This is a genomic window from Ancylobacter sp. 3268, from assembly GCF_031456575.1.
Classification (GTDB): domain Bacteria; phylum Pseudomonadota; class Alphaproteobacteria; order Rhizobiales; family Xanthobacteraceae; genus Ancylobacter.
Window position 1 is genome coordinate 27,534 of sequence record NZ_JAVDUX010000013.1, and the last position, 25,141, is coordinate 52,674.

Annotated in this window: 23 protein-coding genes; 17 read left to right on the forward strand and 6 right to left on the reverse strand. The window is 68.0% G+C overall.

Annotated features, from left to right (window positions below; translation table 11 throughout):
- Positions 1 to 17: 17 nt before the first annotated feature.
- Positions 18 to 3,575 (forward strand): DUF3971 domain-containing protein, encoded by a 3,558-nt coding sequence (locus tag J2X65_RS18175; protein ID WP_310203725.1) that lies wholly within the window; start codon positions 18 to 20, stop codon positions 3,573 to 3,575.
- Between the two features lie 57 nt (positions 3,576 to 3,632).
- Here J2X65_RS18175 and tyrS read toward each other — a convergent pair whose 3' ends face one another.
- Positions 3,633 to 4,892 (reverse strand): tyrosine--tRNA ligase, encoded by a 1,260-nt coding sequence (gene tyrS / locus J2X65_RS18180; protein ID WP_310203728.1) that lies wholly within the window; start codon positions 4,890 to 4,892, stop codon positions 3,633 to 3,635.
- Between the two features lie 100 nt (positions 4,893 to 4,992).
- Here tyrS and J2X65_RS18185 point away from each other — a divergent pair, with 100 nt between their 5' ends.
- Both J2X65_RS18185 and J2X65_RS18190 read left to right on the forward strand, forming a co-directional pair.
- On the forward strand, positions 4,993 to 6,135 hold the full coding sequence (locus tag J2X65_RS18185; protein ID WP_310203731.1) for an anhydro-N-acetylmuramic acid kinase: 1,143 nt from the start codon (positions 4,993 to 4,995) through the stop codon (positions 6,133 to 6,135).
- Between the two features lie 227 nt (positions 6,136 to 6,362).
- Complete coding sequence (locus J2X65_RS18190; RefSeq protein WP_310203734.1) at positions 6,363 to 6,728, forward strand: hypothetical protein; 366 nt, start codon at positions 6,363 to 6,365, stop codon at positions 6,726 to 6,728.
- 109 nt (positions 6,729 to 6,837) lie between these two features.
- Here the strand turns inward: J2X65_RS18190 and J2X65_RS18195 are convergent, their stop codons facing one another.
- Positions 6,838 to 7,503 (reverse strand): alpha/beta hydrolase, encoded by a 666-nt coding sequence (locus J2X65_RS18195; RefSeq protein ID WP_213363250.1) that lies wholly within the window; start codon positions 7,501 to 7,503, stop codon positions 6,838 to 6,840.
- Between the two features lie 341 nt (positions 7,504 to 7,844).
- Between J2X65_RS18195 and J2X65_RS18200 the strand changes: the two genes are divergently transcribed.
- The 10 genes from J2X65_RS18200 (at position 7,845) to J2X65_RS18245 (ending at position 16,783) form a co-directional block, all read left to right on the forward strand.
- Complete coding sequence (locus J2X65_RS18200; RefSeq protein WP_310203737.1) at positions 7,845 to 9,014, forward strand: cysteine desulfurase family protein; 1,170 nt, start codon at positions 7,845 to 7,847, stop codon at positions 9,012 to 9,014.
- Positions 9,015 to 9,148: 134 nt separating this feature from the next.
- Positions 9,149 to 10,627 (forward strand): Fe-S cluster assembly protein SufB, encoded by a 1,479-nt coding sequence (gene sufB / locus J2X65_RS18205; RefSeq protein ID WP_310203740.1) that lies wholly within the window; start codon positions 9,149 to 9,151, stop codon positions 10,625 to 10,627.
- Between the two features lie 116 nt (positions 10,628 to 10,743).
- Positions 10,744 to 11,502, forward strand: a complete 759-nt coding sequence (gene sufC / locus J2X65_RS18210) for a Fe-S cluster assembly ATPase SufC (protein ID WP_310204116.1) — start codon at positions 10,744 to 10,746, stop codon at positions 11,500 to 11,502.
- 10 nt (positions 11,503 to 11,512) lie between these two features.
- On the forward strand, positions 11,513 to 12,826 hold the full coding sequence (gene sufD, locus J2X65_RS18215; protein ID WP_310203743.1) for a Fe-S cluster assembly protein SufD: 1,314 nt from the start codon (positions 11,513 to 11,515) through the stop codon (positions 12,824 to 12,826).
- Between the two features lie 150 nt (positions 12,827 to 12,976).
- The gene (locus J2X65_RS18220) at positions 12,977 to 14,224 is read left to right on the forward strand and encodes a cysteine desulfurase (protein WP_310203745.1); all 1,248 of its coding nucleotides are present in this window, start codon (positions 12,977 to 12,979) and stop codon (positions 14,222 to 14,224) included.
- Positions 14,221 to 14,595 (forward strand): SUF system Fe-S cluster assembly protein, encoded by a 375-nt coding sequence (locus J2X65_RS18225; RefSeq protein ID WP_213363245.1) that lies wholly within the window; start codon positions 14,221 to 14,223, stop codon positions 14,593 to 14,595. Before J2X65_RS18220 ends, J2X65_RS18225 begins: the two co-directional genes overlap by 4 nt.
- A gap of 16 nt (positions 14,596 to 14,611) precedes the next feature.
- Positions 14,612 to 15,046, forward strand: coding sequence for a VOC family protein (locus J2X65_RS18230; RefSeq protein ID WP_310203750.1), 435 nt, complete (start codon positions 14,612 to 14,614; stop codon positions 15,044 to 15,046).
- Positions 15,047 to 15,168: 122 nt separating this feature from the next.
- Positions 15,169 to 15,567, forward strand: a complete 399-nt coding sequence (gene sufA, locus J2X65_RS18235; RefSeq protein ID WP_310203753.1) for a Fe-S cluster assembly scaffold SufA — start codon at positions 15,169 to 15,171, stop codon at positions 15,565 to 15,567.
- Between the two features lie 4 nt (positions 15,568 to 15,571).
- A complete protein-coding gene (locus J2X65_RS18240; protein ID WP_310203755.1) occupies positions 15,572 to 15,934 on the forward strand; it encodes a TfoX/Sxy family protein in 363 nt (120 codons plus the stop codon).
- A gap of 63 nt (positions 15,935 to 15,997) precedes the next feature.
- Positions 15,998 to 16,783, forward strand: a complete 786-nt coding sequence (locus J2X65_RS18245) for a mechanosensitive ion channel domain-containing protein (RefSeq protein ID WP_310203759.1) — start codon at positions 15,998 to 16,000, stop codon at positions 16,781 to 16,783.
- Between the two features lie 18 nt (positions 16,784 to 16,801).
- Here the strand turns inward: J2X65_RS18245 and J2X65_RS18250 are convergent, their stop codons facing one another.
- On the reverse strand, positions 16,802 to 18,343 hold the full coding sequence (locus tag J2X65_RS18250) for a DEAD/DEAH box helicase (protein ID WP_310203762.1): 1,542 nt from the start codon (positions 18,341 to 18,343) through the stop codon (positions 16,802 to 16,804).
- A gap of 335 nt (positions 18,344 to 18,678) precedes the next feature.
- On the opposite strand from J2X65_RS18250, the gene J2X65_RS18255 reads away from it, so the two are divergent.
- On the forward strand, positions 18,679 to 19,155 hold the full coding sequence (locus J2X65_RS18255) for a GreA/GreB family elongation factor (RefSeq protein WP_310203765.1): 477 nt from the start codon (positions 18,679 to 18,681) through the stop codon (positions 19,153 to 19,155).
- A gap of 9 nt (positions 19,156 to 19,164) precedes the next feature.
- Positions 19,165 to 19,794 carry a LysE family translocator gene (locus J2X65_RS18260; protein WP_310203768.1) on the forward strand — a complete coding sequence of 210 codons (630 nt, stop codon included), beginning with the start codon at positions 19,165 to 19,167 and terminating at the stop codon, positions 19,792 to 19,794.
- Positions 19,795 to 19,801: 7 nt separating this feature from the next.
- Here the strand turns inward: J2X65_RS18260 and J2X65_RS18265 are convergent, their stop codons facing one another.
- The 3 genes from J2X65_RS18265 to J2X65_RS18275 all read right to left on the reverse strand — a co-directional run bounded on the left by J2X65_RS18265 (position 19,802) and on the right by J2X65_RS18275 (position 23,060).
- Positions 19,802 to 20,542: an SDR family oxidoreductase gene (locus J2X65_RS18265; RefSeq protein WP_310203771.1), complete on the reverse strand. Its 741-nt coding sequence runs from the start codon at positions 20,540 to 20,542 to the stop codon at positions 19,802 to 19,804.
- A gap of 78 nt (positions 20,543 to 20,620) precedes the next feature.
- Positions 20,621 to 22,660: a DNA topoisomerase IV subunit B gene (gene parE, locus J2X65_RS18270; protein WP_310204119.1), complete on the reverse strand. Its 2,040-nt coding sequence runs from the start codon at positions 22,658 to 22,660 to the stop codon at positions 20,621 to 20,623.
- Positions 22,661 to 22,775: 115 nt separating this feature from the next.
- Entirely contained in the window at positions 22,776 to 23,060 is a 285-nt protein-coding gene (locus J2X65_RS18275) for a hypothetical protein (protein WP_310203774.1), read from the reverse strand.
- 215 nt (positions 23,061 to 23,275) lie between these two features.
- On the opposite strand from J2X65_RS18275, the gene argC reads away from it, so the two are divergent.
- On the forward strand, positions 23,276 to 24,331 hold the full coding sequence (argC, locus tag J2X65_RS18280) for an N-acetyl-gamma-glutamyl-phosphate reductase (protein ID WP_310203777.1): 1,056 nt from the start codon (positions 23,276 to 23,278) through the stop codon (positions 24,329 to 24,331).
- A 94-nt stretch (positions 24,332 to 24,425) separates the two neighbouring features.
- On the forward strand, positions 24,426 to 25,136 hold the full coding sequence (locus J2X65_RS18285) for a carbonic anhydrase (RefSeq protein WP_310203780.1): 711 nt from the start codon (positions 24,426 to 24,428) through the stop codon (positions 25,134 to 25,136).
- The last annotated feature ends 5 nt before the right edge of the window (positions 25,137 to 25,141 follow it).

The window sequence follows — 25,141 nt, forward strand, 5'->3', positions numbered from 1 at the left end:
AGGGATTCGGGCGGTAGATGATCGACAGGACGATGCGCAGTGCCGGTGGGCGTGCCGGGCCGGGAAAGCGCCCGCGTCTGCGGCGGATAGCGCGTGCCTGCGAGGCCCCGCGTCGTCGTCGTCGGTGGGTTCGCGTCTGCGGTTGGTCGTTCGGCAGCCTGCTCGGTGTCGCCGTCGCCGCGGTATTGACCCTCTATGTGCTGTTCTCGACCGGGCTGGTGACGGTGAACATCGCCCGTCCCTATGTCGAGCGGGCGCTCTCCGAACGGCTCGGCGCCGGGCGCAGCGTGGAGATCGGCGAGATCGTCTCCAACGGCGCCGCGGCCGGCGGCATGACGTTGCGCGTCAACGACATCGTGGTGCGCGACGAGGCCGGCGACGTGATCGCCTCGGCGCCCCAGGCCGAGATCGCCCTGCAGGATCGGCTGATGCCGTGGATGGCCGGGCCGAAGCGCATCGACCTGATCGGCGTCAAGCTGCAGGTGTGGGTCACCGCCGATGGCGGACTGGCGGTCTCCACCGGCGAGAACGCCAAGCCGATCCATACCCCGGCGCCCGGCCCCAGCGGCGCCTCGATTGCCGCCGCGCCCGCCGCCTCGACTACCGCCCTGCCGGCAGACGCGTCGGCTGCGGCCGGGCCTGCGGGAGCAGACACCTCACCACCCATCGGCCCGATCCGCCTCGCCAGCCTCGCGGCGCTGGCCGATGCCCTCGATCGTGGCGGGCTCGATGGCGGCGGACTGTCCGATATCGGCCTGAAGGACGGCACGCTGACGCTGCGCAACGAGGTGAGCGGGCGCCGCTGGGTGTTCAACGCCATCGACATCAATATCTCCCGTCCGTCTGCCGGCGGGCTGACCTTCGACCTGCGCGCCGGCGGGGCGGACGGCCCCTGGTCGGCGCAGGCGACCATCGCCCCGATGGTGGACGGGCGCCGCGACATCGATGTCGGCATCCGCGACCTCGCCCCGCGCGACCTGATGATCGCCGCCGGCATGGCCGATGCGGATCTCGTCGCCACCTCACCGCTTTCGGGCGAGATTCACGCCCAGATCGACGAGCATGGCGACCTTATCGGTTCCACCGGACGGATGCTCGTGGGGGCCGGCGAGCTGCAGCTGGGCAAGGACGAGCTCGGCCGGATGATCATCGACGAGGTCTCGCTCGACTTCAGCTTCGATCCACATAATCGCAAGGTGGCGATCGCGCCGCTGTCCATCCATGCCGGCCCGCTCGACCTGGAAATCGCCGCCGATCTCAATGTGCCGCAGACCGCGGACGGCATCTGGCTGCTGCACGCCACCCAGGCGAAGGGCAGCCTCGGCGGCGGCGGTCCGCTCTCCGAGAAGGAGCCGCCCTTCGTCGCCCAGAACATCGCGCTCGACCTGCGCTACGATCCCAAAGCGAAGAGCCTCCGCATCGACAATGCCAAGGTGAGCAGCGATCAGGCCGAGATCACGGTCGGCGGCGGGGTGGAACTCGGCGGGGCGGAGCCGGCGCTGAGCCTCAATGTCTCGACCACGCCGACGTCGGCGACCACGCTGAAGCGTATCTGGCCGGTGCTGGCGGCGCCCGAGGTGCGGGACTGGGTCTATGACAACGTGGTCTCCGGCGAGGTCAGCCGGGCGGAGATCGTGCTGAACGCGCCGCTGTCCTCCATCGGCAATTCCGTCAACCCGCTGCCGGACGATGCCCTGCGCATCGACATCGCCGCCGGCAACGGCTCGTTCCGGGTGCTCCCCGAACTTCCGCCGATCACCGGCGCCGATGTCAGCGTGCATGTGACCGGCCGCACGGCCCATGTGGAAGCCTCGAAGGCCGCCCTGCAGACGCCGGCCGGACGCAAGCTCACCCTGTCCGAGAGCGTCTTCGACGTGCCGGACACGGCGCCGAAGACGCCGACCGCGAAGATCCGCATCGCCCTCAACGGCCCTGCCGCCGGCCTGGCCGAGCTGGCGAGCCTGCCCTCGCTGCGCACCCACGCGGCGGCTACGCCGCTCGATCCGGCGACGGTGTCCGGCGATTTCCAGGGGGTGGCGCAGGTCAGCATCCGGCTGTCGGACGACATCAAGCCCACCGATGTCGATTTTGCCTTCGAGGCGACGCTGAGCGATTTCTCGGCCGACAAGATGGTGCTCGGCCACGACCTCGACGACGCCGACGTCCGCGCCTTCGTGACGCCGCAGGCCAGCGTGTTCCGCGGCGACGGCAAGCTCGGCGGCGCGCCGGTGAGTTTCGACTACACGCTGCCGGTGAAGGGCGATGCCTCCTTCACCATGGCGGCGAGCTTCGACCAGGCGACGCGCGACAAGCTCGACATCGACCTCGCCGGGCTTGGCGGCACGGTCGCGGTCAAGCTGAACGGCACCACCACGGCGAACGGCAAGGTGAGTGCCGATGTCGATATCGATCTCACCAAGGCCCGGCTCGCCGAACTGGTGCCGGGCTGGTCGAAGCCGGCGGGCAAGCCCGCACGGCTGACCGCCAAGCTCAGCAAGAGCGACGATTCCATTAAGCTGGACAATCTCGTGGTCTCCGGCACCGGCGTGAACATACGCGGCTCGGTGGTGCTGGACGCCAAAGGCGTGCCGGTGAGCGCCGACCTGCCGACCTTCCAGCTTTCGGACGGCGACAAGGCGAGCGTGAAGGTGGACCAGGCCGGTGGGGTGACGCGGATCACCGTGCGCGGCGAGGTGATCGAGGCGCGGGCGTTCCTCAAGAACCTGCTGGAAGCGCCGATCGCCGGCAATGCCGACCAGGCCAAGCCGGTGGATGTCGATCTCGACGTGAACCTCAACGTCGTGGTGGGCAATAATGGCGAGACCATGCGCGAGGCGGTGCTGAAGCTGTCGCGCCGCGACGGCGCGCTGCGCACCTTCTCGCTCGGCGCCCTGGTCGGCCGCGACGGCGGGGTGACCGGGCAGATCATGAACGGCGCCGGCGGCACCAAGGTGATGCGGGTGGCGACGACCGATGCCGGCGCCCTGCTGCGCTTCATCAATTTCTACTCGCGCATCTATGGCGGCGATCTGTGGATCGACATCGACCCGCCCAATGGCGACGGAACGCCGCAGAACGGCGTCATCAACATGCGCGACTTCGTGGTGCGCGGCGAGGCGGGGCTGGACCGGCTGATCGCCGCCGCGCCGGCGACCGCCGTCAACGGGCGTCCGCAGCCCGGCGCGGCGATCACCTTCAGGAAGCTGCAGGTGAGCTTCACCCGCTCGGCCGAGCAGCTCACCATCCGCGACGGCGTGGTATGGGGCCCGGCGGTGGGCTCGACCTTCGACGGTTCGCTCGATTATGCGCGCGACCGCATCTCGATCCAGGGCACCTATGTGCCGGCCTATGGGCTGAACAATCTGTTCTCGCGCCTGCCGGTGCTCGGCTTCTTCCTCGGTGGCGGGCCGAATGAAGGGCTGGTGGGCGTGACCTACGAGATCGTCGGGCCGCTCAGCGGGCCGACGCTGCGGGTGAACCCGATCTCCGCCGTGGCGCCGGGCTTCCTGCGCAAGATCTTCGAATATAGGCAGGCGCCGGATCCGACGCCGCCGGCGGTGGTGCCGACGCGATAGGCATGAAAAAGCCCGGGCGCTGCCCGGGCTTTTCTGATTCCGTGGGTCTTGTCCCGCTCACACCGGCTTCAGCAGCACGTGCTTCTTCTTGCCGAAGGACAGTTTCACCACGCCCTCGGGCGTGAGATCGCGGGCGCTCACCACCGCCTTGTCGTCGGTGACGGTGGCGTCGTTCAGCTTGAGCCCGCCGCTCTTGATCTGCCGGCGGGCCTCGCCGTTCGAGGCGACGAGGCCGGTCTTCTCGGCGAACACGCTGAGCACGCCGATGCCGGCTTCCAATTCCGCCGCGGCGATCTCAATGGTCGGCAGATCGGCGGAAAGCCCGCCTTCCTCGAAGGTCTTGCGCGCCGTCTCGGCCGCCGCCTCCGCCGCGGCGCGGCCGTGCAGCATGGCGGTGACCTCGGTGGCGAGGATCTTCTTCACCTCGTTGATCGCCGCGCCCCTGGCCTCGTCGGCGAGGCGTGCGATCTCGCCCATCGGCAGCGTGGTGTAGAGCTTCAGGAAGCGTTCGACATCGGCGTCCTCGGTGTTGCGCCAGTACTGCCAGAACTCGTAGGGGCTCAGCATGTCGGCGTTCAGCCACACCGCGCCCGACAGCGACTTGCCCATCTTGGCGCCGGAGGCGGTGGTGAGCAGCGGCGAGGTCAGGGCGTAGAGCTGCTGCGTGCCCATGCGGTGGCCGAGATCGATGCCGTTGACGATGTTGCCCCACTGGTCGGAGCCGCCCATCTGCAGCCGCACGCCGTAGCGCTTCGACAGTTCGACGAAGTCGTAGGCCTGCAGGATCATGTAGTTGAATTCAAGGAAGGACAGCGATTGCTCGCGCTCGAGCCGCGTCTTCACGCTGTCGAAGGACAGCATGCGGTTGACCGAGAAGTGCCGGCCGACATCGCGCAGGAATTCGAGATAGTTGAGTCCGGTCAGCCATTCGGCGTTGTTCACCATCAGGGCATCGGTGGGGCGCTCGCCATAGGTCAGGTAGCTGGAGAACACCTTTTTGATCGAGGCGATGTTCTCCTCGATGGTCTCCACCGTCATCAGCTTGCGCGCCTCCTCCTTGAAGGAGGGGTCGCCCACCATGCCGGTGCCGCCGCCCATCAGCGAGACCGGGCGATGGCCGGTCGCCTGCAGCCAGTGCAGCATCATGATCTGGATCAGGCCGCCGGCATGCAGGCTCGGCGCGGTGGGATCGAAGCCGATATAGGCGGTGACGGTTTCCGTGGCGAAGAGCGCATCGAGCCCTTCGGGATCCGAGATCTGGTGAACGAAGCCGCGCTCGGAAAGAGTGCGCAGGAAGTCGGAACGGAACGTCGTCATGTCTGGCCTGCCGGCATCAACGCCATGTAAAGGTTCAAGGTAAAGGATTGGGCGGGTCATGTAGCAGCTTCGGGCGGCACATGCACGCCGGGAGGGCGAGATGACGGAGCCTGTGGCGGCGATCGGTCTGATGAGCGGCACCTCGCTCGACGGCGTCGACGTGGCGCTGATCGAGACCGATGGCGAGAGCGTCGCCGCTTTCGGCCCCTCGGCCACCTATCCTTATCGGGCGGAAGACCGGGCGCTGCTGGTGCGCGCCATCGAGGAGGCAAAACCGCTGACCGACCGCACGGCGCGTCCCGGCGTGCTGGCCGAGGCCGAGTTGATGCTGACCGCCCGCCATGGCGAGGCGGTGGCGCGCTTCGTCGCCGCGCATCCGCAGGCGGCACAAGCGCGGGTGGTCGGCTTCCACGGCCAGACGGTGCTGCATCGGCCGGAGATCGCCCTTACCGTGCAGATCGGCGACGGGCCGGTGCTGGCGCGGGCGTTGCGGGCGGCCGGGCTGAAGCCGGGCGCCGAGCTGGTCTACGATCTCCGTGCCGCCGACGTGGCGGCAGGCGGGCAGGGGGCGCCGCTGGTGCCGGTCTATCACGCGGCGCTGGCCAAGGGGCTCGATCTGCCGCTGCCGCTGCTATTTCTCAATCTCGGCGGGGTGGCGAACGTCACCTATGTCGATGGCATCAACGATCCCGTGGCCTTCGACACCGGCCCGGCCAATGCGCTGATCGACGACTTCATGAAGGAGCGCACCGGGCTGCCGGTCGATGCCGACGGCGCCTGCGCGGCGGCGGGGCGTGTCGATGACGCGGCGCTGGCGCGGCTGCTGGCGCACCCCTTCTTCACCCAGCGCCCGCCGAAATCGCTGGATCGCAACGCTTTCAAGGCCTTCGTGGCGGAGCATGCCGGGTTGGCGGCGCGGAGCACTGAAGACGGCGCGGCGACCCTGACCGCGCTCAGCGCCGCGACCGTGGCCGCCGCGCTATCCCTGCTGCCGCAGCGGCCGCAAGCCGTGGTGGCGGCCGGGGGCGGCGCGCACAACCCGACGCTGCTCGCCATGCTGGCCGCCAGGCTCGGCCTGCCGGTGGCGCCTGCCGATGCGCTCGGCCTATCCTCGGATGCGATGGAGGCGCAGGCTTTCGCTTTCCTGGCGGTGCGTTCGCGGCGGGGCCTGCCGCTCAGCTTCCCGACCACCACGGGCGTGCCCGCGCCGATGGCCGGCGGGGTCGCGGTGGCCTTGGAATGACGCAACTTCGCCGGCAGCGTGGCGGCTGAAGCAAAGCTGAAGCCATCATTCAGTAAAATTGAATCTTAATTCATATCAGCGAAGTATTCCTGAAACGCAATGGTGCGATGCGCAAACGTATGATGCGCCGCACAACAAAATGCGTATGTTGACGGCTCCCGGAAGTCCGGCTCGCCAGGCAGGCAGCTTCTGATCAAAACGCCTGGACAGAACTTGGAGCAATCGAGATGCGCAACCTTTCTCGTGACATTCTGCCCCTCGCCCTGGCGGGTGGGCTCATCGCCGTCGCCTTCATCGCCCCCGGCTTCGCCGCCGATCGGGTCGGGGCCCGCCCCGCGGCAGCGCAGACGATCAATATCGGCTATGTGCGCGGCGTCGCCTATTACACCCTCCAGGCTGACGGCTATCACGTCGTGGCGACGCTGAGCGTGGCCGGCGGTGCGCCGATCCGCGTCGCCGCCACGCTGCAGCCGGAGCAGGCGGTGAGCTTTTCCGTGCCGGGGCCCGAGGGTGCCGATGCCAGCCAGGTCGAGATCGCGCGTCGCGGCGACAGCGTGACGGTGACGCATCCCGATCGCCTCGTGCTCAACTGAGCGTGCTTAACTCAGTCTTCGCATCGCGCGTCGTGTCGCGTCTCGAAAATGAAAAGCCCGGCCAAGTGCCGGGCTTTTTTATTCCGTCGCCATCGCGCCGCAGTTCGCCTCAGGCGGCGTTGTCGCTCTTGCGGGTGTCCGGCAGGCGTCGGTCGAGATAGCCGCCGATCAGTTCGGTCAACTCCTCGGTCCGGTTGTCGAAGAAGTGGTTCGCGCCCGGCACGGTCTGCTGTTCGATAACGATGCCCTTCTGCGTCTTCAGCTTCTCCACCAGCGTGTTCACCGCCGAGAACGGCACCACCGCGTCCTTGTCGCCGTGGACGAACAGGCCGGAGGAGGGGCAGGGAGCGAGAAAGGAGAAGTCGTAGAGATTGGCCGGCGCGGCCACCGAGATGAAACCTTCCACCTCCGGGCGGCGCATCAGCAGCTGCATGCCGATCCAGGCGCCGAAGGAGAAGCCGGCGATCCAGCAGGCACGTGCATCGGGGTTGATCGACTGCGCCCAGTCCAGCGCGGCGGCGGCATCGGCGAGCTCGCCCTGGCCGTGGTCGAAAGAGCCCTGCGAGCGGCCGACGCCACGGAAGTTGAAGCGCAGCGTCGAGAAGCCACGGTTCACGAACTGGTAGTAGAGATTATAGACCACCGGATTGTTCATCGTGCCCCCGAACTGCGGGTGCGGGTGCAGGATGATGGCGATGGGCGCGTGGCGCTGCTTGGCCGGCTGGTACCGCCCTTCCAGACGCCCCTTCTCGCCGGTGAAGATGACCTCGGGCATGAAGTGTGTGATCCTAGATACGGGCGGCGCAACCGCCCTGCGCAGGCAGGCAGCCAAGGCGCGGGGCCGCCGTTTCAATTTTCCTGCAGGTGTACATAATACCGCGAGCGCCTTGACGACATAGGGTGTGATCCCTAATTTATTAGAATAATTCTAAGTTTCTACGCATGGTTGCAGGCCAATGTCGTGCAACCATTGCCGGCGTCGCCCGCGGACTGTGCGGAGCTGAAGCTATGAATGAGATGGGCTTGTTTTGCAAGCAAATCAACGGGGACCGCAGCGAAAGCGGCGGTGTCCTACTATATAGGCGGGCAGGCGCTGAAACACCGAACCGGGCCGCGATGAACGAACGCATCTATCTCGATCACAATGCCACCGCGCCGATACGCCCGGAAGCGGTCGAGGCGCTGACCGCCGCGCTGACCGCGACCGGCAATGCCTCGGCCATTCATGGCGAGGGGCGGGCGACCCGTGCCCGCATCGAGCAGGCGCGCGTCGAGGTGGCGGCGCTGGTCGGCGGCGATGCACGGGGCGTGGTCTTCACCGCCGGCGGCACCGAGGCCGACGCGCTGGCGCTGACCCCCGATTATCAGCGCGCCGGCGAGCCGCTCCCCTGTGACGTGCTGCTGATCAGCGCGGTGGAGCATGCCGCCGTGCTGCGCGGCCACCGCTTCGCCGCCGACAAGGTGGAAATCCTGCCGGTGGATGCGCGCGGCCGGCTGCGGCTCGACGCGCTCGATGCCGCGCTCGCCGCTCATGCCGAGGCCGGGCACCGGGTGCTGGTGTCGCTGATGCTGGCCAATAACGAGACCGGGGTGATCCAGCCGGTGGCCGAGGCGGCGCGCCGCGTCCATGCCCGTGGCGGGCTGATCCACACCGACGCGGTGCAGGCGGCTGGCCGCATCCGCGTCGATCTTGCCGGGCTCGGCGTCGACGCCGTCTCGATCTCCGCCCACAAGATCGGCGGCGCGCCGGGCGCCGGCGCGCTGGTGTTCGCCGACCCGGACCTGCGCCCCGCACCGGTGTTCGCCGGTGGCGGGCAGGAGCGCGGCCGGCGGGCCGGCAGCGAGAACGCGCCTGCCATCGCCGCCTTCGGAGCCGCGGCGAAGAGCGCCCGGCTGGCGCTCGATGGTGAAATCATCCGCATTGGCGGCTTGCGCGAACGGCTTGAAGACGCTCTAAGGTGCGAGTTCCCGGAACTGGTGCTGCTGGTCGGCGATGTCGATCGCCTGCCCAATACCGCGTGCTTCGCCCTGCCGGGTGCGCCGGCCGAGACGGTGGTGATCGCGCTTGATCTCGCCGGGCTTTCGGTGAGCGCCGGGGCCGCCTGCTCGTCGGGCAAGGTTGGCCCGTCGCATGTGCTGGCCGCGATGGGCGTGCCGGAGAAGATCGCCCGTTCGGCGTTCCGGCTGTCCTTCGGCTGGTCGAGCCAGGACGAGGATGTCGACCAGGCGCTCGGCGTGTTCCGCCGGGTGATCCCGGGGCTGTTGCGTCGCGCACGAGCGGCGTGACGAAGGATTTGGCGGCGGCGTCCCGGTGGCGCCGACGCTTGAATACGGCGACGGCCGCAGGCGCGGCGCTGCCGATGTGACGTGTTGACCTGCACCCGCGGGCCTTGACCCCGCGTGGGAGAGGAGATGAGACGATGCCGGCCGTACAGGAGACAGTGGAGCAGGTCCGCTCCATCGACGTCGATCAGTACAAATACGGGTTCTTCACCGATATCGAGTCGGAGAAGGCGCCGAAGGGACTGGACGAGGACACCGTCCGCTTCATCTCGGCCAAGAAGAACGAACCCGAATGGCTGCTGGAGTGGCGGCTCGACGCCTTCCGCCGCTGGCAGACCATGCAGGAACCGAAATGGGCGCGGGTCGACTATCCGCCGATCCCCTATCAGGAACTGTATTATTACTCGGCGCCGAAGCAGAAGGCAGGACCGAAGTCGATCGACGAGATCGACCCGGAGATCCTCGCCACCTATGAGAAGCTGGGCATACCCTTGCGCGAGCGCGACGCGCTGCTCGGCATCGAGAGCAGCGGCGGTTCGAAAGTCGCCGTGGACGCGGTGTTCGACAGCGTCTCGGTGGCGACCACGTTTAAGGAAGAGCTCGCCAGGGTCGGCGTCATCTTCATGCCGATCTCGGAGGCGGTGCGCGAGCATCCCGAGCTGGTGCGGAAATATCTCGGCTCGGTGGTGCCGGTGACCGACAACTTCTTCGCGACGCTGAACTCGGCGGTGTTCTCCGATGGCTCGTTTGTGTACGTGCCGAAGGGCGTGCGCTGCCCGATGGAGCTCTCGACCTATTTCCGCATCAACGAGCGCAACACCGGCCAGTTCGAGCGCACGCTGATCATCGCCGATGAGGGCTCCTATGTGAGCTATCTCGAAGGCTGCACCGCGCCGATGCGCGACGAGAACCAGCTGCACGCCGCCGTGGTCGAGCTGGTGGCGCTGGCCGATGCCGAAATCAAGTACTCCACCGTTCAGAACTGGTATCCGGGCGACAGCGAGGGCAAGGGCGGCATCTTCAACTTCGTCACCAAGCGCGGCGACTGCCGCGGCGACCGCTCGAAGATCTCGTGGACGCAGGTCGAGACCGGCTCGGCGATCACCTGGAAATATCCGAGCTGCATCCTGCGCGGCGACGATTCGCAGGGCGAGTTCTACTCGATCGCCATCTCGAACGGCCGTCAGCAGGTCGACAGCGGCACCAAGATGATCCATCTCGGCAAGAACACCTCGAGCCGCATCATCTCCAAGGGCATCGCCGCCGGCCGCTCGGACAACACCTATCGCGGTCTTGTTTCGGCGCACCGCAAGGCGACCAACGCGCGCAACTTCACCAATTGCGACAGCCTGCTGATCGGCGACCAGTGCGGCGCGCACACCGTGCCCTATATCGAGAGCAAGAACGCCAGCGCGCATTTCGAGCACGAGGCGACCACCTCGAAGATCTCCGAGGACCAGCTGTTCTATTGCCGGCAGCGCGGGCTTGATCCCGAGGAGGCGACGGCGCTGATCGTCAACGGCTTCGTCAAGGACGTGCTGCAGCAGCTGCCGATGGAGTTCGCGGTCGAGGCGCAGAAGCTGATCTCGGTGAGCCTCGAAGGCTCGGTGGGCTGACGCCCTTTTGCGTCCCGGTTCGCCGGGACGCTTCGCCGCCTTTCGCACATTCGGCGCGCCCGGCCGGACGGCCCAGGATGCCGCGCCACACAGGTAACGGAACGAACGCAATGGCCATGCTCGACATCGACAACCTCCACGCCAAGATCGAGGGCGAGGACGGCAAGGAAATCCTCAAGGGCCTGTCGCTGAAGGTGAATCCCGGCGAGGTCCACGCCATCATGGGCCCGAACGGCTCCGGCAAGTCGACGCTCTCCTACATTCTCGCCGGCAAGGAAGACTATGAAGTCACCGAGGGCTCGGTGACGCTCGACGGCGAAGACCTGCTGGAGATGGAAATCGACGAGCGCGCCGCCAAGGGCGTGTTCCTCGCCTTCCAGTACCCGATCGAGGTGCCCGGCGTCGCCACCATGACCTTCCTGCGTTCGGCGTTGAACGCCCAGCGCAAGAAGCGCGGCGAGGAGGAAATCTCCACCCCGGACTTCCTGCGGCTGGTGAAGGCCAAGGCCGCCGGGCTCGGCATCAGCCAGGACATGCTGAAGCGCGGCGTCAATGTCGGCTTCTCCGGCGGCGAGAAGAAGCGCGCCGAGATCCTGCAGATGGCCATTCTGGAGCCGAAGATCGCCATCCTCGACGAGACCGATTCCGGCCTCGACATCGACGCGCTGAAGATCGTGTCGGAGGGCGTCAATGCCCTGCGCTCGCCGGATCGCGGCATGATCGTCATCACCCACTACCAGCGCCTGCTCAATCACATCGTGCCCGACTTCGTGCATGTGATGAACAAGGGCCGCATCGTGCGCTCGGGCGGCAAGGAGCTGGCGCTGGAACTCGAAGCCAATGGCTATGCCGAGTACCAGCAGGACGCGGCGTGAGGGGGATACGATGAACGCGGAAGTTCGTCCTATGCGCACCCCGGCCGAGCAGGGCTTGTCGGGTGAATTGAAGAATCTGCCGGCGAGCGGCGGCGCGCGCATCGTGGCGCTGCGCGCGGCGGCCGCCAAGGCCTTCAACGATAACGGTCTTCCCCACCGCCGGGTGGAGGAGTGGAAATACACCGATCTGCGCACGCTGGTGCGCGAGGCGCTGCCGATTTCCACGCCGGCGCAGTCGGCGGTGGTCGAGGCGCATGCCCGGCTGCTGGTCGACACCGACGTCCGTCGCATCGTCGTCGCCAATGGGGCGGTGGTGCCGGAGCTGTCCGACCTCGCCGATCTGGAGCCGGGGCTGACCATCGCCTCGCTTGCGCAGGCATTGGCGGCCGGCGGCGATGCGGTCGCCCGGCTCGGCACGCTGGAGCCGGGTCGCTACGACGCGGCCCTGGCGCTGAATACGGCGCTTGCGCGCGACGGCGTCGCCGTTTCGGTGGCGCCGGGCGCGAAGATCGAGCGGCCGATCCATGTCGCGCATGTGTTCAGCGGCAAGGCGGCGGCGAGCTTCGCCCGCAATCTCGTCGTGCTCGGCGAAGGCGCCAGCCTCACCTATGCCGAGAGCTTCGAGGGGCCGGAAGGCACGGCCTATCAGGTCAACAGCGCCACCGAGTTCGTGGTGGCGGATGACGCCAGCCTCGACGTGGTGCGGGCACAGGAGGAGGGCGCTGCCGCCATTCACCTATCGACGCTGCTGTTCGAGGTCGGCAAGGCCGTGAAGCTGAACGCCTTCGGCTTCACCTCGGGTGCGGCGGTGTCGCGCACTTCGCTCTATGCCCGCCTCCAGGGGGCCGACAGCGCGGTGTCGTTCAACGGCGCGCTGCTGCTCAAGGATCGCCAGCACGCGGATTCGACGCTGTTCGTCGACCATCAGACCACCGGTTGCGAGAGCCGCGAGCTTTTCAAGCATGTGCTGGATGACAGCTCGCGCGGGGTGTTCCAGGGCAAGATCGTGGTGCGTCAGCCGGCCCAGAAGACCGACGGGCGGATGATGAGCCGCGCGCTGCTGCTCGGCGACGACGCCGAGATGGACAACAAGCCGGAGCTGGAGATCTTCGCCGACGACGTCGCCTGCGGCCATGGCGCCACCTGCGGCGCGATCGACGACGACCTGCTGTTCTATCTGCGCGCCCGCGGCATCCCGCTGAAGGAAGCGCAGAGCCTGCTGGTGCAGGCCTTTGTCGGCGAGGCCATCGAGACCGTGGCGCATGACGAATTGCGCGATGCCCTGGTCGAGCGCGCCGAGGCCTGGCTGAAGGCGCGGGGCTGAGACTCTGGCGCTCGGGACGGGCATCCTTCGAGGCCCGCTCCGCTCGCACCTCAGGATGAGGCTCCTCTTTTTGCGCCCTCATCCTGAGGCGCCGGCCACAGGCCGGCCTCGAAGGATGTTCGCCATGCAAGGCGCCAGAAAGGTCCTGAGATGACCACCCTCCACCCCGCCGTCACCGACGGCATCTACGACGTCGAGCGCGTGCGGCAGGATTTCCCGATCCTGTCCAAGCAGGTCTATGGCAAGCCGCTGGTCTATCTCGACAACGCCGCCTCGGCGCAGAAGCCGGTCCAGGTGCTGGACCGCATGCGCTACGCCTATGAGAACGAATATTCCAACGTCCATCGCGGCCTGCACTATCTCGCCAATGCGATGACCGAGGCCTATGAGCAGGCGCGCGAGCGCTGCCGTGCCTTCCTCAATGCGCCGACGCTGGAGGAGGTGATCTTCACCCGCTCGGTCACCGGTGCCATCAACCTCGTCGCCTCCTCGCTCGGGCAGTCGATCAAGGAAGGCGACGAGATCGTGCTCTCGATCATGGAGCACCATTCCAACATCGTGCCGTGGAATTACCTGCGCGAGCGCAAGGGCGCGGTGATCAAATGGGTGCCGGTGCTGGAAGACGGCGCCTTCGATCTCGACGCCTACCGGGCGCTGCTCACCGAGCGGACGAAGATCGTTGCCGTCACCCACATGTCGAACGTGCTGGGCACGGTGACGCCGGTGAAGGAGATCGCCCGCCTCGCCCATGAGGCCGGCGCGGTGGTGGTGGTCGACGGCGCGCAGGCGGCGGTGCACATGCCGGTCGACGTGCAGGATCTCGACGTCGATTTCTACGGCATCACCGGCCACAAGCTCTATGGGCCGACCGGCATCGGCGTGCTTTACGGCAAGCGGGCGCTGCTGGACAAGCTGCCACCCTATGAAGGCGGCGGCGAGATGATCCGCACCGTCACCGAGGACGGCGTCACCTATGGCGAGCCGCCGCACCGCTTCGAGGCCGGCACGCCGCCGATCGTGCAGGCGATCGGCCTTGGCGAGGCGCTGGTCTATATGGAGAGCCTCGGCCGCGCGCGCATCGCCGCGCATGAGGCCTCGCTCGGCGCCTATGCCCGGCAGCGGCTGTCGGCGATCAACTCGGTGCAGATCTATGGCGATGCGCCGGGCAAGGGGGCGATCTTCGCCTTCGACGTCAAGGGCGCGCATCCGCACGACATTGCCACCATCATCGACCGGGCGGGCGTGGCGGTGCGGGCGGGCACCCATTGCGCAATGCCGCTTCTTGGACGATATGGAGTAACAGCGACGTGCCGGGCGTCGTTCGCGCTCTACAACACCCATGAGGAAGTCGACCGGTTGGCCGATGCCCTCGTCAAGGCTCAGGACCTGTTCGCATGAGCGACATATCTTCTGCCGATGCGCCCAACGTGCCGGCCATCGACTCGCAGATTCCGCAGGAGGAACTGGACCGGCTGACCGATGACATCGTCGCGGCGCTGAAGACGGTCTACGATCCCGAGATCCCGGTCGACATCTATGAGCTCGGCCTGATCTACAAGGTCGACATCGCCGACGACCGCCAGGTGGCGGTGGAGATGACGCTGACCACGCCCAACTGCCCCTCCGCCGCCGAGCTTCCCGGCATGGTGGAAGGCGCGGTGGCGAGCGTCGGCGGCGTCTCCGGCGTCAATGTCAACCTCACCTTCGACCCGCCCTGGGACCAGGGCCGGATGTCGGAAGAGGCGCGGCTCGCCCTTAATCTGTGGTGAGGAAATGACGGGCGAGGTGGCAGCCACTGGGACGCCGCCGCCGCCGATCTCCGGCGTGCTGGAGACCGGGCTCTATGTCGACGATCTGCCGCGCGCCCGCGCCTTTTACGAGGAGATTCTCGGCCTCAGCCCGATGGTGGCCGATGCCCGCTTCTGCGCCTATAATGCCGGGCCGGCGAGCGTGCTGCTGCTGTTCCTGCGCGGGGCGACGCTGGAGCCGGTCCACATGGCCGAGGGCACGATCCCGCCGCATGACGGCCATGGCCCCCTGCACTACGCGCTGGCGATCCCGGCGGCGGCGCTGGAGCTGTGGATCGCGCATCTGGCGGCGCAGCGTGTCGTGATCGAGGGCCGCGTGGACTGGAAGGGTGGCGGAGTGAGCCTCTACCTGCGCGATCCCGACGGCCATCTCGTCGAGCTGGCGACGCCGGGGCTGTGGCCGAATTACTGAGCCACGGCGCCGGCGCATGGCGCGTGTGCACTCTCTTCGTCTTGCCTGCGGCCGCCTGATATCCCATTTTCAGCGTGCCGATCCGCCGGCCTTGAACCGGCGTCGAGTTGGAGACGACAGATATGACCGAAGCCCGTCCCCGCCCAGCCGTGATGAAGCTGACCGATGCCGCTGCGGCGCGCGTGCGTGCGCTCATGGAGCGCAGCGACAAGCCGGCCGCCGGCCTGCGCGTCGGCATCAAGAACGGCGGCTGCGCCGGCATGGAATACACGATGGAATTCGCCGAGGAGGCGGGCCGCTTCGATGAGATCATCGAAGACAAGGGCGCGCGGGTGATCATCGATCCCAAGGCCATCCTTTATCTGCTCGGCACCGAGATGGATTACCGCATCGACAAGATGTCGGCGCAGTTCGTGTTCAACAACCCGAACCAGACCTCGGCCTGCGGCTGCGGCGAATCGGTTGCCATCACCCCGGCCAAGGCCGAAGCGGCGAATCCCTCGGCGAGCTCCGGCGCCTGAGCCGGTGGATGCGGAGACGATCGCGGATCTGCTGGCGGGCTTCGGCCCGGTGCGCGTGAAGCGGATGTTCGGCGGACTCGGCGTGTTCGCCGACGGTCTGATGCTGGCGCTGGTGGTCGACGATACCCTCTATTTCAAGGCCGACCTGCCTCTGGCCGAGCGCCTCGCGGCAGATGGGTCGCTGCCGTTCACCTATGATCGCGCAGGGCGCCGGGTCGAACTCGGCTATTGGTCGGCGCCCGAGGCGGCCCTCGATGATCCCGAGGCCCTCGCCGAGATCGCCCGCGCGGCCCTGGCGGTGGCACGGCGGGCGCCGGCGAAGCCCAAGGGCAGCCCGCCGGGACGCCGGCTTCCGACCAATTGCTAGCGCGTCGCGGTGAACCGCTGGCGCCGCCGCCCGTTACCCCTGTCGCAAGCAGAGGGAAAACGGATGGATCTCGACCGCGTCAATTTCGAAAGCCTCGGCAATCTGCTCGTCCTCTACGGGCTCAACATCCTCTATGCCATCGGCCTGATCGTCGTCGGCTGGTGGCTGGCCACTTTCGTGGAACGGCTGGTCATGCGGGCGCTCGGCGCCACACGGCGGGTCGACGTCACCGTCTCCGGTTTCCTCGCCAGCATCGCCCGCTACACGGTATTGGTGTTCGTCGGGGTGGCGGTGCTGCAGCGTTTCGGCATCCAGACCACCAGCATCATCGCCGTGCTGGGCGCGACCTCGCTGGCCATCGGCCTCGCCCTGCAGGGTACGCTGTCCAATCTGGCGGCGGGGGTGATGCTGCTGCTGTTCCGCCCGTTCAAGCTCGGCGACAGCGTCGAGGTGGCGGGCGTCGCCGGCACGGTGAAGGGCCTGTCGCTGTTCACCACCGAACTGGCGTCCGGCACCAATGTGCAGGTGCTGATCCCCAACGCCAAGGTGTGGGGCTCGAACATCGTCAACAACTCGGCCTATGGCCAGCGGCAATTCGCCGTGACGCTGGAACTGCCGGGCGCCGCCGATGCCGAGGCGGCGCTGGCGGAGGCTGTCGATTTTCTGAAGGCCGACACGCGGGTGCTGTCCAGTCCCGGCCCATCGGCATCGGTGTCGAAGATGCTGCTCGACCGGGTGGAGATCACCGTCTCGGCCTGGACCAATACCGGCGATGACGGGGCGGTAAAGGCGGCCTTGACCCGCCACCTGCGCGGGCAGCTCAGGGCGGCGGAGGCCTCCGCCGCCTGACAGTGATATGAGAGCCGCTCAGCTGGCCTTGATGCGCACCGGACGCAGCAGGAAGGCTGGCAGATGCGAGGTATCGGCCGGTTCGTCATGATAGGAGGAACGACGTTCCTCGCCATGGCGCACCGACGTCGGCGTCACCGGCGCGCGAGCCGGGGCGGCAACGGGGGCCTTGGCCGGAGCATCGCCGCCCGGCTTGCGCCGCGGGGCGCGCGCGGCGATTGGCGCCGGAGCGGCGCTCTCCTCGAGCGCGACCTCGGCCGGAGCAGGAGCCGTACCGTCACGACGACGGGCGGGACGGGCGCCACGACGCTCGGAGCCGGCGCCGCTGCGCTCGCTACCGCTGCGCTCGCCGCGTTCCTTGCGCTCGCCGCGCTCGGTCCGCTCGCCGCGGCCGGCGGGGCGGGCGCCGCGGGCTTCGCGCGGCGGGGCGTCGCCGAGCGGATCGCCCTGCCACTCGATCGGGCGGCCGATCAGCTTCTCGATGGCAGCCAGCGACTTGGCGTCGGCGTGGGTCACCAGGGTGAACGCCGCCCCGGTGCGGCCCGCGCGGCCGGTCCGGCCGATGCGATGCACATAGTCCTCGGCGTGGTGCGGCGTGTCGAAGTTGAACACGTGGCTCACCGCCGGAATGTCGAGCCCGCGGGCGGCGACATCGGAAGCGACCAGCAGGGTCGCCTCGCCGGTGCGGAACTGGTCGAGCGCGTTCATGCGCGAACGCTGGTCCATGTCGCCATGCAGGCAGACGGCCTTGTAGCCATGCCGCAGCAGCGACTTGTGCACCACCGCGACTTCGCTCTTGCGGTTGCAGAAGATGATGCCGTTCTGCAGGTTTTCGGCATTGTCGATGAGACGGCGCAGCGTATCGCGCTTCTCATAGTCCTCCTTGCCGCTCGCCACCAGAAGCTGGGTGATGGTGGAGGCGGTGGAGGAGGGGCGGGAGGCTTCCACCTGCACCGGATTGGAGAGGAACTGCGCGACCAGCCGCTGGATTTCCGGCGGCATGGTGGCGGAGAAGAACAGCGTCTGGCGGGTGAAGGGCACCAGCTTGCAGATGCGCTCGATGTCCGGGATGAAGCCCATGTCCAGCATGCGGTCGGCCTCGTCGATGACGAGGATCTCGATGCCGGAGAGCAGCAGCCGCCCGCGCTCGACATGATCGAGCAGGCGGCCGGGCGTGGCGATCAGCACATCGACGCCGCGCACCAGCTTGGCGTCCTGGTCGCCGAAGGAGACGCCGCCGATCAGCAGCGCGACGTTCAGCTTGTGGTTCTTGCCGTAGCGGGTGAAGTTCTCCTCCACCTGCGCCGCGAGCTCGCGCGTCGGCTCCAGGATCAGCGTGCGCGGCATGCGGGCACGGGCGCGGCCCTGCTCCAGCATCGTCAGCATCGGCAGCACGAAGGCAGCGGTCTTGCCGGTGCCGGTCTGGGCGAGGCCCAGCACATCGCGGCGGGCGAGCACATGAGGAATCGCCTGCGCCTGGATCGGCGTCGGTTCCGTGTAACCCGTATCGGCGACGGCCGAGAGCACTTTGTCGCTCAGGCCCAGTTCGTTGAAAGGCATCGAGGGTCAATTCTGCGGCAGCGCACCGCTCACCCTGACATCCCCCGAGCCGTAACCGGGGACGGGCTGCATCGTCATCGCGCGGAGCGCATCGGTCGGATTGGGTCAGACGATGCAGCGCAACATAGGCATAATGGTCCGGAAGTCAATGCTTTTCAGGATATTCAAGGGGTTGGGGCGACAGATCGCGTATTTGTATGATAGGCCGCCTTGGCGATCGGACGCCGTCGACGGCCGGGGCTGGCGGGGTGGCCGATATTGCCGATGACAAACGCGCCGGTGGTTCGGGTTCCGGCCATGCCGCTGCCTTTGTTTCACGCCGTCCGGAGGGGGTCATGAGCCGAGCCTTCGTCAAGGAGGACAGTGGTGCCGAGGCGCTGCCGGAACGCCCGGTCAGCGCCAATCGCAACCTTGTCACCCGGCGCGGCCTTGCCCTGATCGAGGCCGAGATCGCCCGTCACCGCGAGGCGCTCGCGGCGGCCGGAGCAGGGGCCGAGCGGGATGCCGCGGCGCGGGCCTCCCGCGAGCTGCGCTACTGGAGCGCCCGGCGGTCCAGCGCCGAGCCGGTGGATCCGCCGGCGCGGGGCGAGGCGATCACCTTCGGCATGGCGGTGACGCTGGAAGACGAGCACGGCCGGCGCCGCAGCTTCCGCATCGTCGGCGAGGACGAGGCCGAGCCGAAAGAGGGGCGCATCGCCTGGGTTTCGCCGGTGGCCCGCGCGCTGGTGGGCAAGTGGATCGGCGATGAGATCGCCCTGCCGGCCGGCACCATGGAAATCGTCGCCGTCGATCCGGCGCCGGAAGCGTATTAGAGGGCAGGCATGCTGATTCCCCTCGATACCCTGCTGGTTTTCGCGCCGGCGGCGCTCATGCTCAATCTCACGCCGGGCAACGACATGCTGTTCTGCCTCGGGCAGGGCATGAAATCCGGGCCGCGGGCCGGACTGGCGGCCAGCCTCGGCATCACTGTCGGCGGGTTCATTCACACGATCGCCGCCGGGCTGGGGCTGGCGGCGCTGCTGGCGACACATCCGGCCGCTTTCGAGGCGCTGCGCTGGGCCGGCGTCGCCTATCTCGTCTGGCTGGCCTTCAAGGCCTTCACCGCGGCGGGGCCGCTCACCGGCGGCGAGGCGGCGCGGCACGGCAGCGCGGGGGCGGCGTTCCGGCAGGCGGTGCTGGTGAATCTCGCCAATCCCAAGATCGTCGTCTTCGTGCTGGCGTTCCTGCCGCAATTCGTCGATCCGGCGCGCGGATCGGCCTTCGCGCAGTTCCTGCTGCTCGGCGCCATCCTGAACATTGGCGGCATGATCGTGAACGGGTTGGTCGGCGGCTTCGCCGGCGCCGTCGGGCGCTGGCTGGCGGGCCGCGCCGGCTTCGCCCGCTGGTTCCAGCGCGCCACCGGCATGATCTTCCTCGGCCTTGCCGCGCGGATCGCCTTCGAGCGGCGCTAGCGCCGTTTCAAAGCATCACGAGCCCGCCATCGACCGCATACTGGCTGCCGGTGACGTAGGAAGCGTCGTCCGAGAGCAGGAACAGCGCCACGGCGGCGGCTTCGTCGGCCGTGCCGGCGCGGCCGAGCGGTACCTGGCTCACCACGAAGCCCTCGAAGCTGCGGCGGGCCTCCTCGGGCAGGAAATGGCGGAAATTGGTGTCGATCGGGCCCGGCACCAGCACATTTACCCTGATGCCGCGCGGGGCGAACGCCGTCGCCCAGCTGCGCGCCATGGCGACCACCGCCCCCTTGGTGGCGGCATAGAGGCCGGTCATCGCCGCGCCTTCATAGGTCGAGCTCGACGAGGTGACGACCACCGAGGCGCCGGGCGCCAGCAGCGGCGAGAGCGCGGCCAGCTGCAACATCGGGCCGCGCACATTGGCGGCCATCATCGCGTCGAAGGCACCCGCATCGACCTGCTCCAGCGGGCCGATGGCGGCATAGCCGGCATTGAGCCAAACCCCGTCGAGCAGTGCCCATTGGTGCAGCGCCGCCGTGAGCGACAGGGCCGCGGCAGGATCGGCGGCATCGTTGGAGAGCACGAGCGTGTCGGCGGGCAGAATATCCCGCGCCGCCGCGAGGCGACCGGCATCGAGCCCGGTCACCGCCACCGCGCCGCCTTCGGCGGCGATCCTTCGGGCGCCGGCAAGGCCCATGCCGCTGGTGCCGCCGGTGATGAGCACATGCTTGTGGTTGAAACGGGCCATGCCGCGCGGCTCCCTTGAGAGGTCCATGGCCGCCGCAGGCGCTGCAACGCCGCCAGTCGCCGGCTTCGAGGAAAGGCCTCAGATATCGAGCAGTTCCTCGCTGGCGAAGGCGGCGCGCTCGGAGATGAAGGCGAAGCGGCTTTCCGGCTTGTTGCCCATCAGCCGTTCGATGGCATCGGCGGTTTCGACGCGCTCGGCATCGGCGACGGTGACGCGCAGCAGCGTGCGCGTCCGCGGGCTCATGGTGGTCTCCTTGAGCTGCGCCGGCATCATCTCGCCGAGGCCCTTGAAGCGGCCGATCTCCACCTTGCCGCGGCCGGAGAACTCCTTCTTCAGCAGTTCGTCGCGATGCGCCTCGTCCCGGGCATAGAGCGTCTTGGCGCCCTGGGTGATGCGGTACAGCGGCGGCACGGCGAGGAAGAGATGGCCGTTCTCGATCATCTTCGGCATCTGCCGGAAGAAGAAGGTGACCAATAGCGAGGCGATGTGTGCGCCATCGACATCGGCATCGGTCATGATGACCACGCGCTCATAGCGCAGGTCTTCCTCGCGATACTGCGTGCCGGTGCCGCAGCCCAGCGCCTGGATCAGGTCGGCGAGCTGCTGGTTCTGCGCGAGCTTGTCGCGCCCGGCGCTGGCAACGTTCAAGATCTTGCCGCGGAGCGGCAGCACGGCCTGGGTCTGGCGCTCGCGCGCCTGCTTGGCCGAGCCGCCGGCCGAATCGCCCTCGACGATGAAGAGTTCGGAGCCCGCCGCCGAATTGTTGGAGCAGTCGGCGAGCTTGCCGGGAAGGCGCAGCTTGCGCACGGCGCTCTTGCGCGAGACTTCCTTCTCCTGCCGCCGGCGCAGCCGTTCTTCGGCGCGCTCGATCACCCAGTCGAGCAGCCGGCTGGCCTGTACCGGGTTGCCGCCCAGCCAGTGATCGAACGGGTCGCGAATCGCCTGCTCGACGATGCGCGCCGCTTCGGCGGTGGCGAGCTTCTCCTTGGTCTGGCCCTGGAATTCCGGCTCGCGCACGAACACCGAAAGCATGGCGGAGCAGCCGGCCATGATGTCGTCGGAGGTGATGGCGCTCGCCCGCTTGGCGTTGCCGGTGCGTTCGGCATGGTCGCGCAGCCCGCGCAGCAGGGCGGCGCGGAAGCCGGCCTCGTGCGTACCGCCCTCGGCGGTGGGGATGGTGTTGCAATAGGAGGAGACCGCGCCGTCGGCATCGGCGAGCCAGGCGACCGCCCATTCCGCCGAGCCGTGGCCGCCGGGCTTGGAGGTCTTGCCGGAGAAGATCTCCGGATGCACCAGCGTGTGCCCGGCGATGTCGGCGGCGAGATAGTCCTTGAGGCCGCCGGGGAAACGGAACACCGCCTCCGGCGGCACCTCGGTGCCGGCAACCAGGGCGGCGTCGCACCTCCAGCGGATCTCCACCCCGCCGAACAGATAGGCCTTGGAGCGCGCCATCTTGAACACGCGCGCCGGCTTGAAGCGCGCCTCGGCGCCGAAGATCATCGGGTCGGGGTGGAAGCGCACCTTGGTGCCCCGCCGGTTCAGTACCCGGCCGACCTCGGTCAGCGGGCCCTGCGGCAGGCCGCGCGAATAGGTCTGCCGGTAGAGCGTCTGCCCGCGCGCCACCTCGATCTCCAGAACGTCGGAGAGCGCGTTGACGACGGAGACGCCGACGCCGTGCAGGCCGCCGGAGGTCTCGTAGACCTTGCTGTCGAACTTGCCGCCGGCATGCAGCGTGGTGAGAATCACCTCCAGCGCCGACTTGCCGGGGAATTTCGGGTGGTTCTCGATCGGGATGCCGCGGCCATTGTCGGTGACGGTCAGGAAGCCGTCGGCGGTGAGCTCGACATCGATGAAACTGGCGTGGCCGGCCACCGCCTCGTCCATCGAATTGTCGATCACCTCGGCGAAGAGATGGTGCAGCGCCTTCTCGTCGGTGCCGCCAATATACATGCCGGGCCGGCGACGCACCGGCTCAAGACCTTCCAGCACCTCGATATGGGCGGCCGTGTAGGCGCTCTCGGCGCCTGTCGGCTGAGCGGGCGCGCGCGGCGGCTTGGCGGCGGCGGGGCGCGGCGTCTCGGGCACGGCGTCGAACAGGCTCTTCTCGGGTTCCGGCATGGGGCGGGCAGGACTTTCGCTGGCGGGCATCTGTGGATCATCCCATTACACCACATTATGCCAGTGTGAGTCACAGCCGTGAACATTCCATGAACGAAAACGCGCGCGGCGTGGCTTATTTGCCGAGCCGCCGCCGATTGGCGCGCACCTTGCGGCCGTAAAACTTCACGATGTCCGGGCCCACCTTGTCCAGCGTGCCGGCCGCCGCCGCCTTGGCGAGCCGGGCGTTGACCTCGGCCATCGCCAGCGCCTTCTCGGTCACCATGCGCGTCGCCTCGACGCCGGCGGCGAGGTCGCCGCGCGCCAGCCGGTTCACCCGCTCGGCAATGACCACCTGCGCGTCGAGGCCGAGGCGGGCCATGTTCATGCCAAGCGAAAAGAAGGCGAGGGGATGCATCATGATGTGATTCCTCGAAGCCCGGTCTGGGCGGCGGGACGGCAATACTCCGAGGGCCACATTCGTTCCCGCCGATCGACGCGGGGCAGCCCTGCGCAAAGCGGGCGGCTGCCGCGGCGGCGCGGGGGGGTGGACGTCTTCCGTCCGTCGCGCAACGGGTGTACACGCGCTCGCTCCGGCGAATGGCCGGGCTTGCACCCTCTTCAGGGAGACGGACGATGACGGAGACGAAGGCGCGGATCGCCATCCTCGGGGCCTCGGGCTATACCGGCTCGGAACTCGTGCGATTGCTGGCCCGCCATCCGCGCGTCGAGATCGTCGCCCTCACGGCCGACCGCAAGGCCGGCCAGTCCATGGCCGACGTCTTTCCGCAATTCGGCAAGCTCGCGCTGCCCAAGCTGGTCACCATCGACGAGGTGGCGTGGTCGAGCGTCGATCTCGCCTTCTGCGCCCTGCCGCACGGCACCACGCAGCAGGTGATCAAGCGGGTGTTCGAAGCCGCGCCGCACATCAAGATGGTCGACCTGTCGGCGGATTTCCGCCTACGCGATCCCGGCGCCTATGAGCAGTGGTATGGCCACGCGCATCAGGCGCTGGAGCTGCAGCAGGAGGCGGTGTACGGCCTCGTCGAGCTCTATCGCGACGATATCCGCAAGGCGCGGCTCGTTGCCAATCCCGGCTGCTACACCACCACCGCCATCCTGCCGGTGGTGCCGCTGATCGAGGCCGGGGCCATCGAGCCGGAAGGCCTCGTCGTCGATGCCAAGAGCGGCGTCACCGGCGCCGGCCGCGCGGCCAAGGAATCGCTGCTCTTCACCGAGGTGACCGATGGCATGCACGCCTATGGCGTCGGTCATCACCGGCACATGGCCGAGCTCGACCAGGAATATTCCAAGGCCGCCGGCCGCTCGATCGTGCCGAGCTTCACCCCGCATCTCATCCCGATGAGCCGCGGCATCTACGCGACCATCTATGCCCGGACCGGGGCCGGCGTCGGCGCGGCGGACGTGCATCGGGTGCTGGCGGATTTCTACAAGTCCGAGCCCTTCGTGCATGTGTTGCCGCTCGGCCAGGTGCCGCAGACGCGTTTCGTCAAGGGGTCGAACATGATCGTCCTGGGCGTGGTGGCCGACCGCCAGCCCGGCCGGGTGATCCTGATCTCCACCACCGACAATCTCGTCAAGGGCGCGTCGGGGCAGGCGGTGCAGAACATGAACCTGGTGCTCGGCTTCCCCGAGACGCTGGGCCTGGAGCAACTGGCGCTGTTCCCCTGAGCCCTGAAAGAGGTACGGGGATCGGAATATTACCGATTGCTATTTCGGTATAATGGTGTGCTCCATGGGCGGCTTTGAGCCCATGGAGCCCGTCATGACCCTGTCGTCTGTCGTGTCTCGCCGTAACCTGTTCGGAACGCTGGCCTGCGGCTGCGTCGCGGCGACGGGGCTCCGACCGTCCCCGGCCCGGGCGGCCGCTCCCATTGCCAAGACCAGCCTGTCCGCCGACGAGGCGCTTGCCAGGCTGAAGGCCGGCAACGCCGCCTTCGTCGCCGGCGGCGCCTGCACCCCGGCCGGCGGACCGGTGCCGATCAGCACGCTCAGCGCCGGCCAAGCACCCTTCGCCGTGGTGCTCGGCTGCTCGGATTCGCGCACCCCACCGGAGCATGTCTTCACGACCGGCCTCGGCGAATTGTTCATCATCCGCGTCGCCGGCAACACGGCCGATGCCACCGCCATCGGCTCCATCGAATATGCGGTAGCGGTGCTTGGCGCGCCGCTGGTTGTGGTGATGGGGCACAGCCAGTGCGGCGCGGTGGAGGCGGCGGTCGACATGGTTGCCGCCGGCACGCGCTTCCCGGGCTTCATCGGCGACATGGTGCAGCCTATCGTGCCGGCCGTGCTGCGGGCGCGCCGCGAGGGGCATACGGAGCTGGTGGATGTCGTGCGCGCCAATGTCGGGGAGGTGAGCGACCACATCGCCGCCGCCAGCGAGATCGTGGCGGCGGCGATCGCCTCGAAGAATCTGCGCGTGGTCGGCGGTGTCTACGACCTTTCAAGCGGCAAGGTCGATTTTCTTGCCTGATTGCG

Coding starts and splice junctions, on each gene's coding strand:
- J2X65_RS18175 (WP_310203725.1), top strand. CDS start 18: ATGATCGACAGGACGATGCGCAGTGCCGGTGGGCGTGCCGGGCCGGGA.
- tyrS (WP_310203728.1), bottom strand. CDS start 4,892: ATGACGACGTTCCGTTCCGACTTCCTGCGCACTCTTTCCGAGCGCGGC.
- J2X65_RS18185 (WP_310203731.1), top strand. CDS start 4,993: ATGACGGAGCCTGTGGCGGCGATCGGTCTGATGAGCGGCACCTCGCTC.
- J2X65_RS18190 (WP_310203734.1), top strand. CDS start 6,363: ATGCGCAACCTTTCTCGTGACATTCTGCCCCTCGCCCTGGCGGGTGGG.
- J2X65_RS18195 (WP_213363250.1), bottom strand. CDS start 7,503: ATGCCCGAGGTCATCTTCACCGGCGAGAAGGGGCGTCTGGAAGGGCGG.
- J2X65_RS18200 (WP_310203737.1), top strand. CDS start 7,845: ATGAACGAACGCATCTATCTCGATCACAATGCCACCGCGCCGATACGC.
- sufB (WP_310203740.1), top strand. CDS start 9,149: ATGCCGGCCGTACAGGAGACAGTGGAGCAGGTCCGCTCCATCGACGTC.
- sufC (WP_310204116.1), top strand. CDS start 10,744: ATGCTCGACATCGACAACCTCCACGCCAAGATCGAGGGCGAGGACGGC.
- sufD (WP_310203743.1), top strand. CDS start 11,513: ATGAACGCGGAAGTTCGTCCTATGCGCACCCCGGCCGAGCAGGGCTTG.
- J2X65_RS18220 (WP_310203745.1), top strand. CDS start 12,977: ATGACCACCCTCCACCCCGCCGTCACCGACGGCATCTACGACGTCGAG.
- J2X65_RS18225 (WP_213363245.1), top strand. CDS start 14,221: ATGAGCGACATATCTTCTGCCGATGCGCCCAACGTGCCGGCCATCGAC.
- sufA (WP_310203753.1), top strand. CDS start 15,169: ATGACCGAAGCCCGTCCCCGCCCAGCCGTGATGAAGCTGACCGATGCC.
- J2X65_RS18245 (WP_310203759.1), top strand. CDS start 15,998: ATGGATCTCGACCGCGTCAATTTCGAAAGCCTCGGCAATCTGCTCGTC.
- J2X65_RS18250 (WP_310203762.1), bottom strand. CDS start 18,343: ATGCCTTTCAACGAACTGGGCCTGAGCGACAAAGTGCTCTCGGCCGTC.
- J2X65_RS18255 (WP_310203765.1), top strand. CDS start 18,679: ATGAGCCGAGCCTTCGTCAAGGAGGACAGTGGTGCCGAGGCGCTGCCG.
- J2X65_RS18260 (WP_310203768.1), top strand. CDS start 19,165: ATGCTGATTCCCCTCGATACCCTGCTGGTTTTCGCGCCGGCGGCGCTC.
- J2X65_RS18265 (WP_310203771.1), bottom strand. CDS start 20,542: ATGGCCCGTTTCAACCACAAGCATGTGCTCATCACCGGCGGCACCAGC.
- parE (WP_310204119.1), bottom strand. CDS start 22,660: ATGCCGGAACCCGAGAAGAGCCTGTTCGACGCCGTGCCCGAGACGCCG.
- J2X65_RS18275 (WP_310203774.1), bottom strand. CDS start 23,060: ATGATGCATCCCCTCGCCTTCTTTTCGCTTGGCATGAACATGGCCCGC.
- argC (WP_310203777.1), top strand. CDS start 23,276: ATGACGGAGACGAAGGCGCGGATCGCCATCCTCGGGGCCTCGGGCTAT.
- J2X65_RS18285 (WP_310203780.1), top strand. CDS start 24,426: ATGACCCTGTCGTCTGTCGTGTCTCGCCGTAACCTGTTCGGAACGCTG.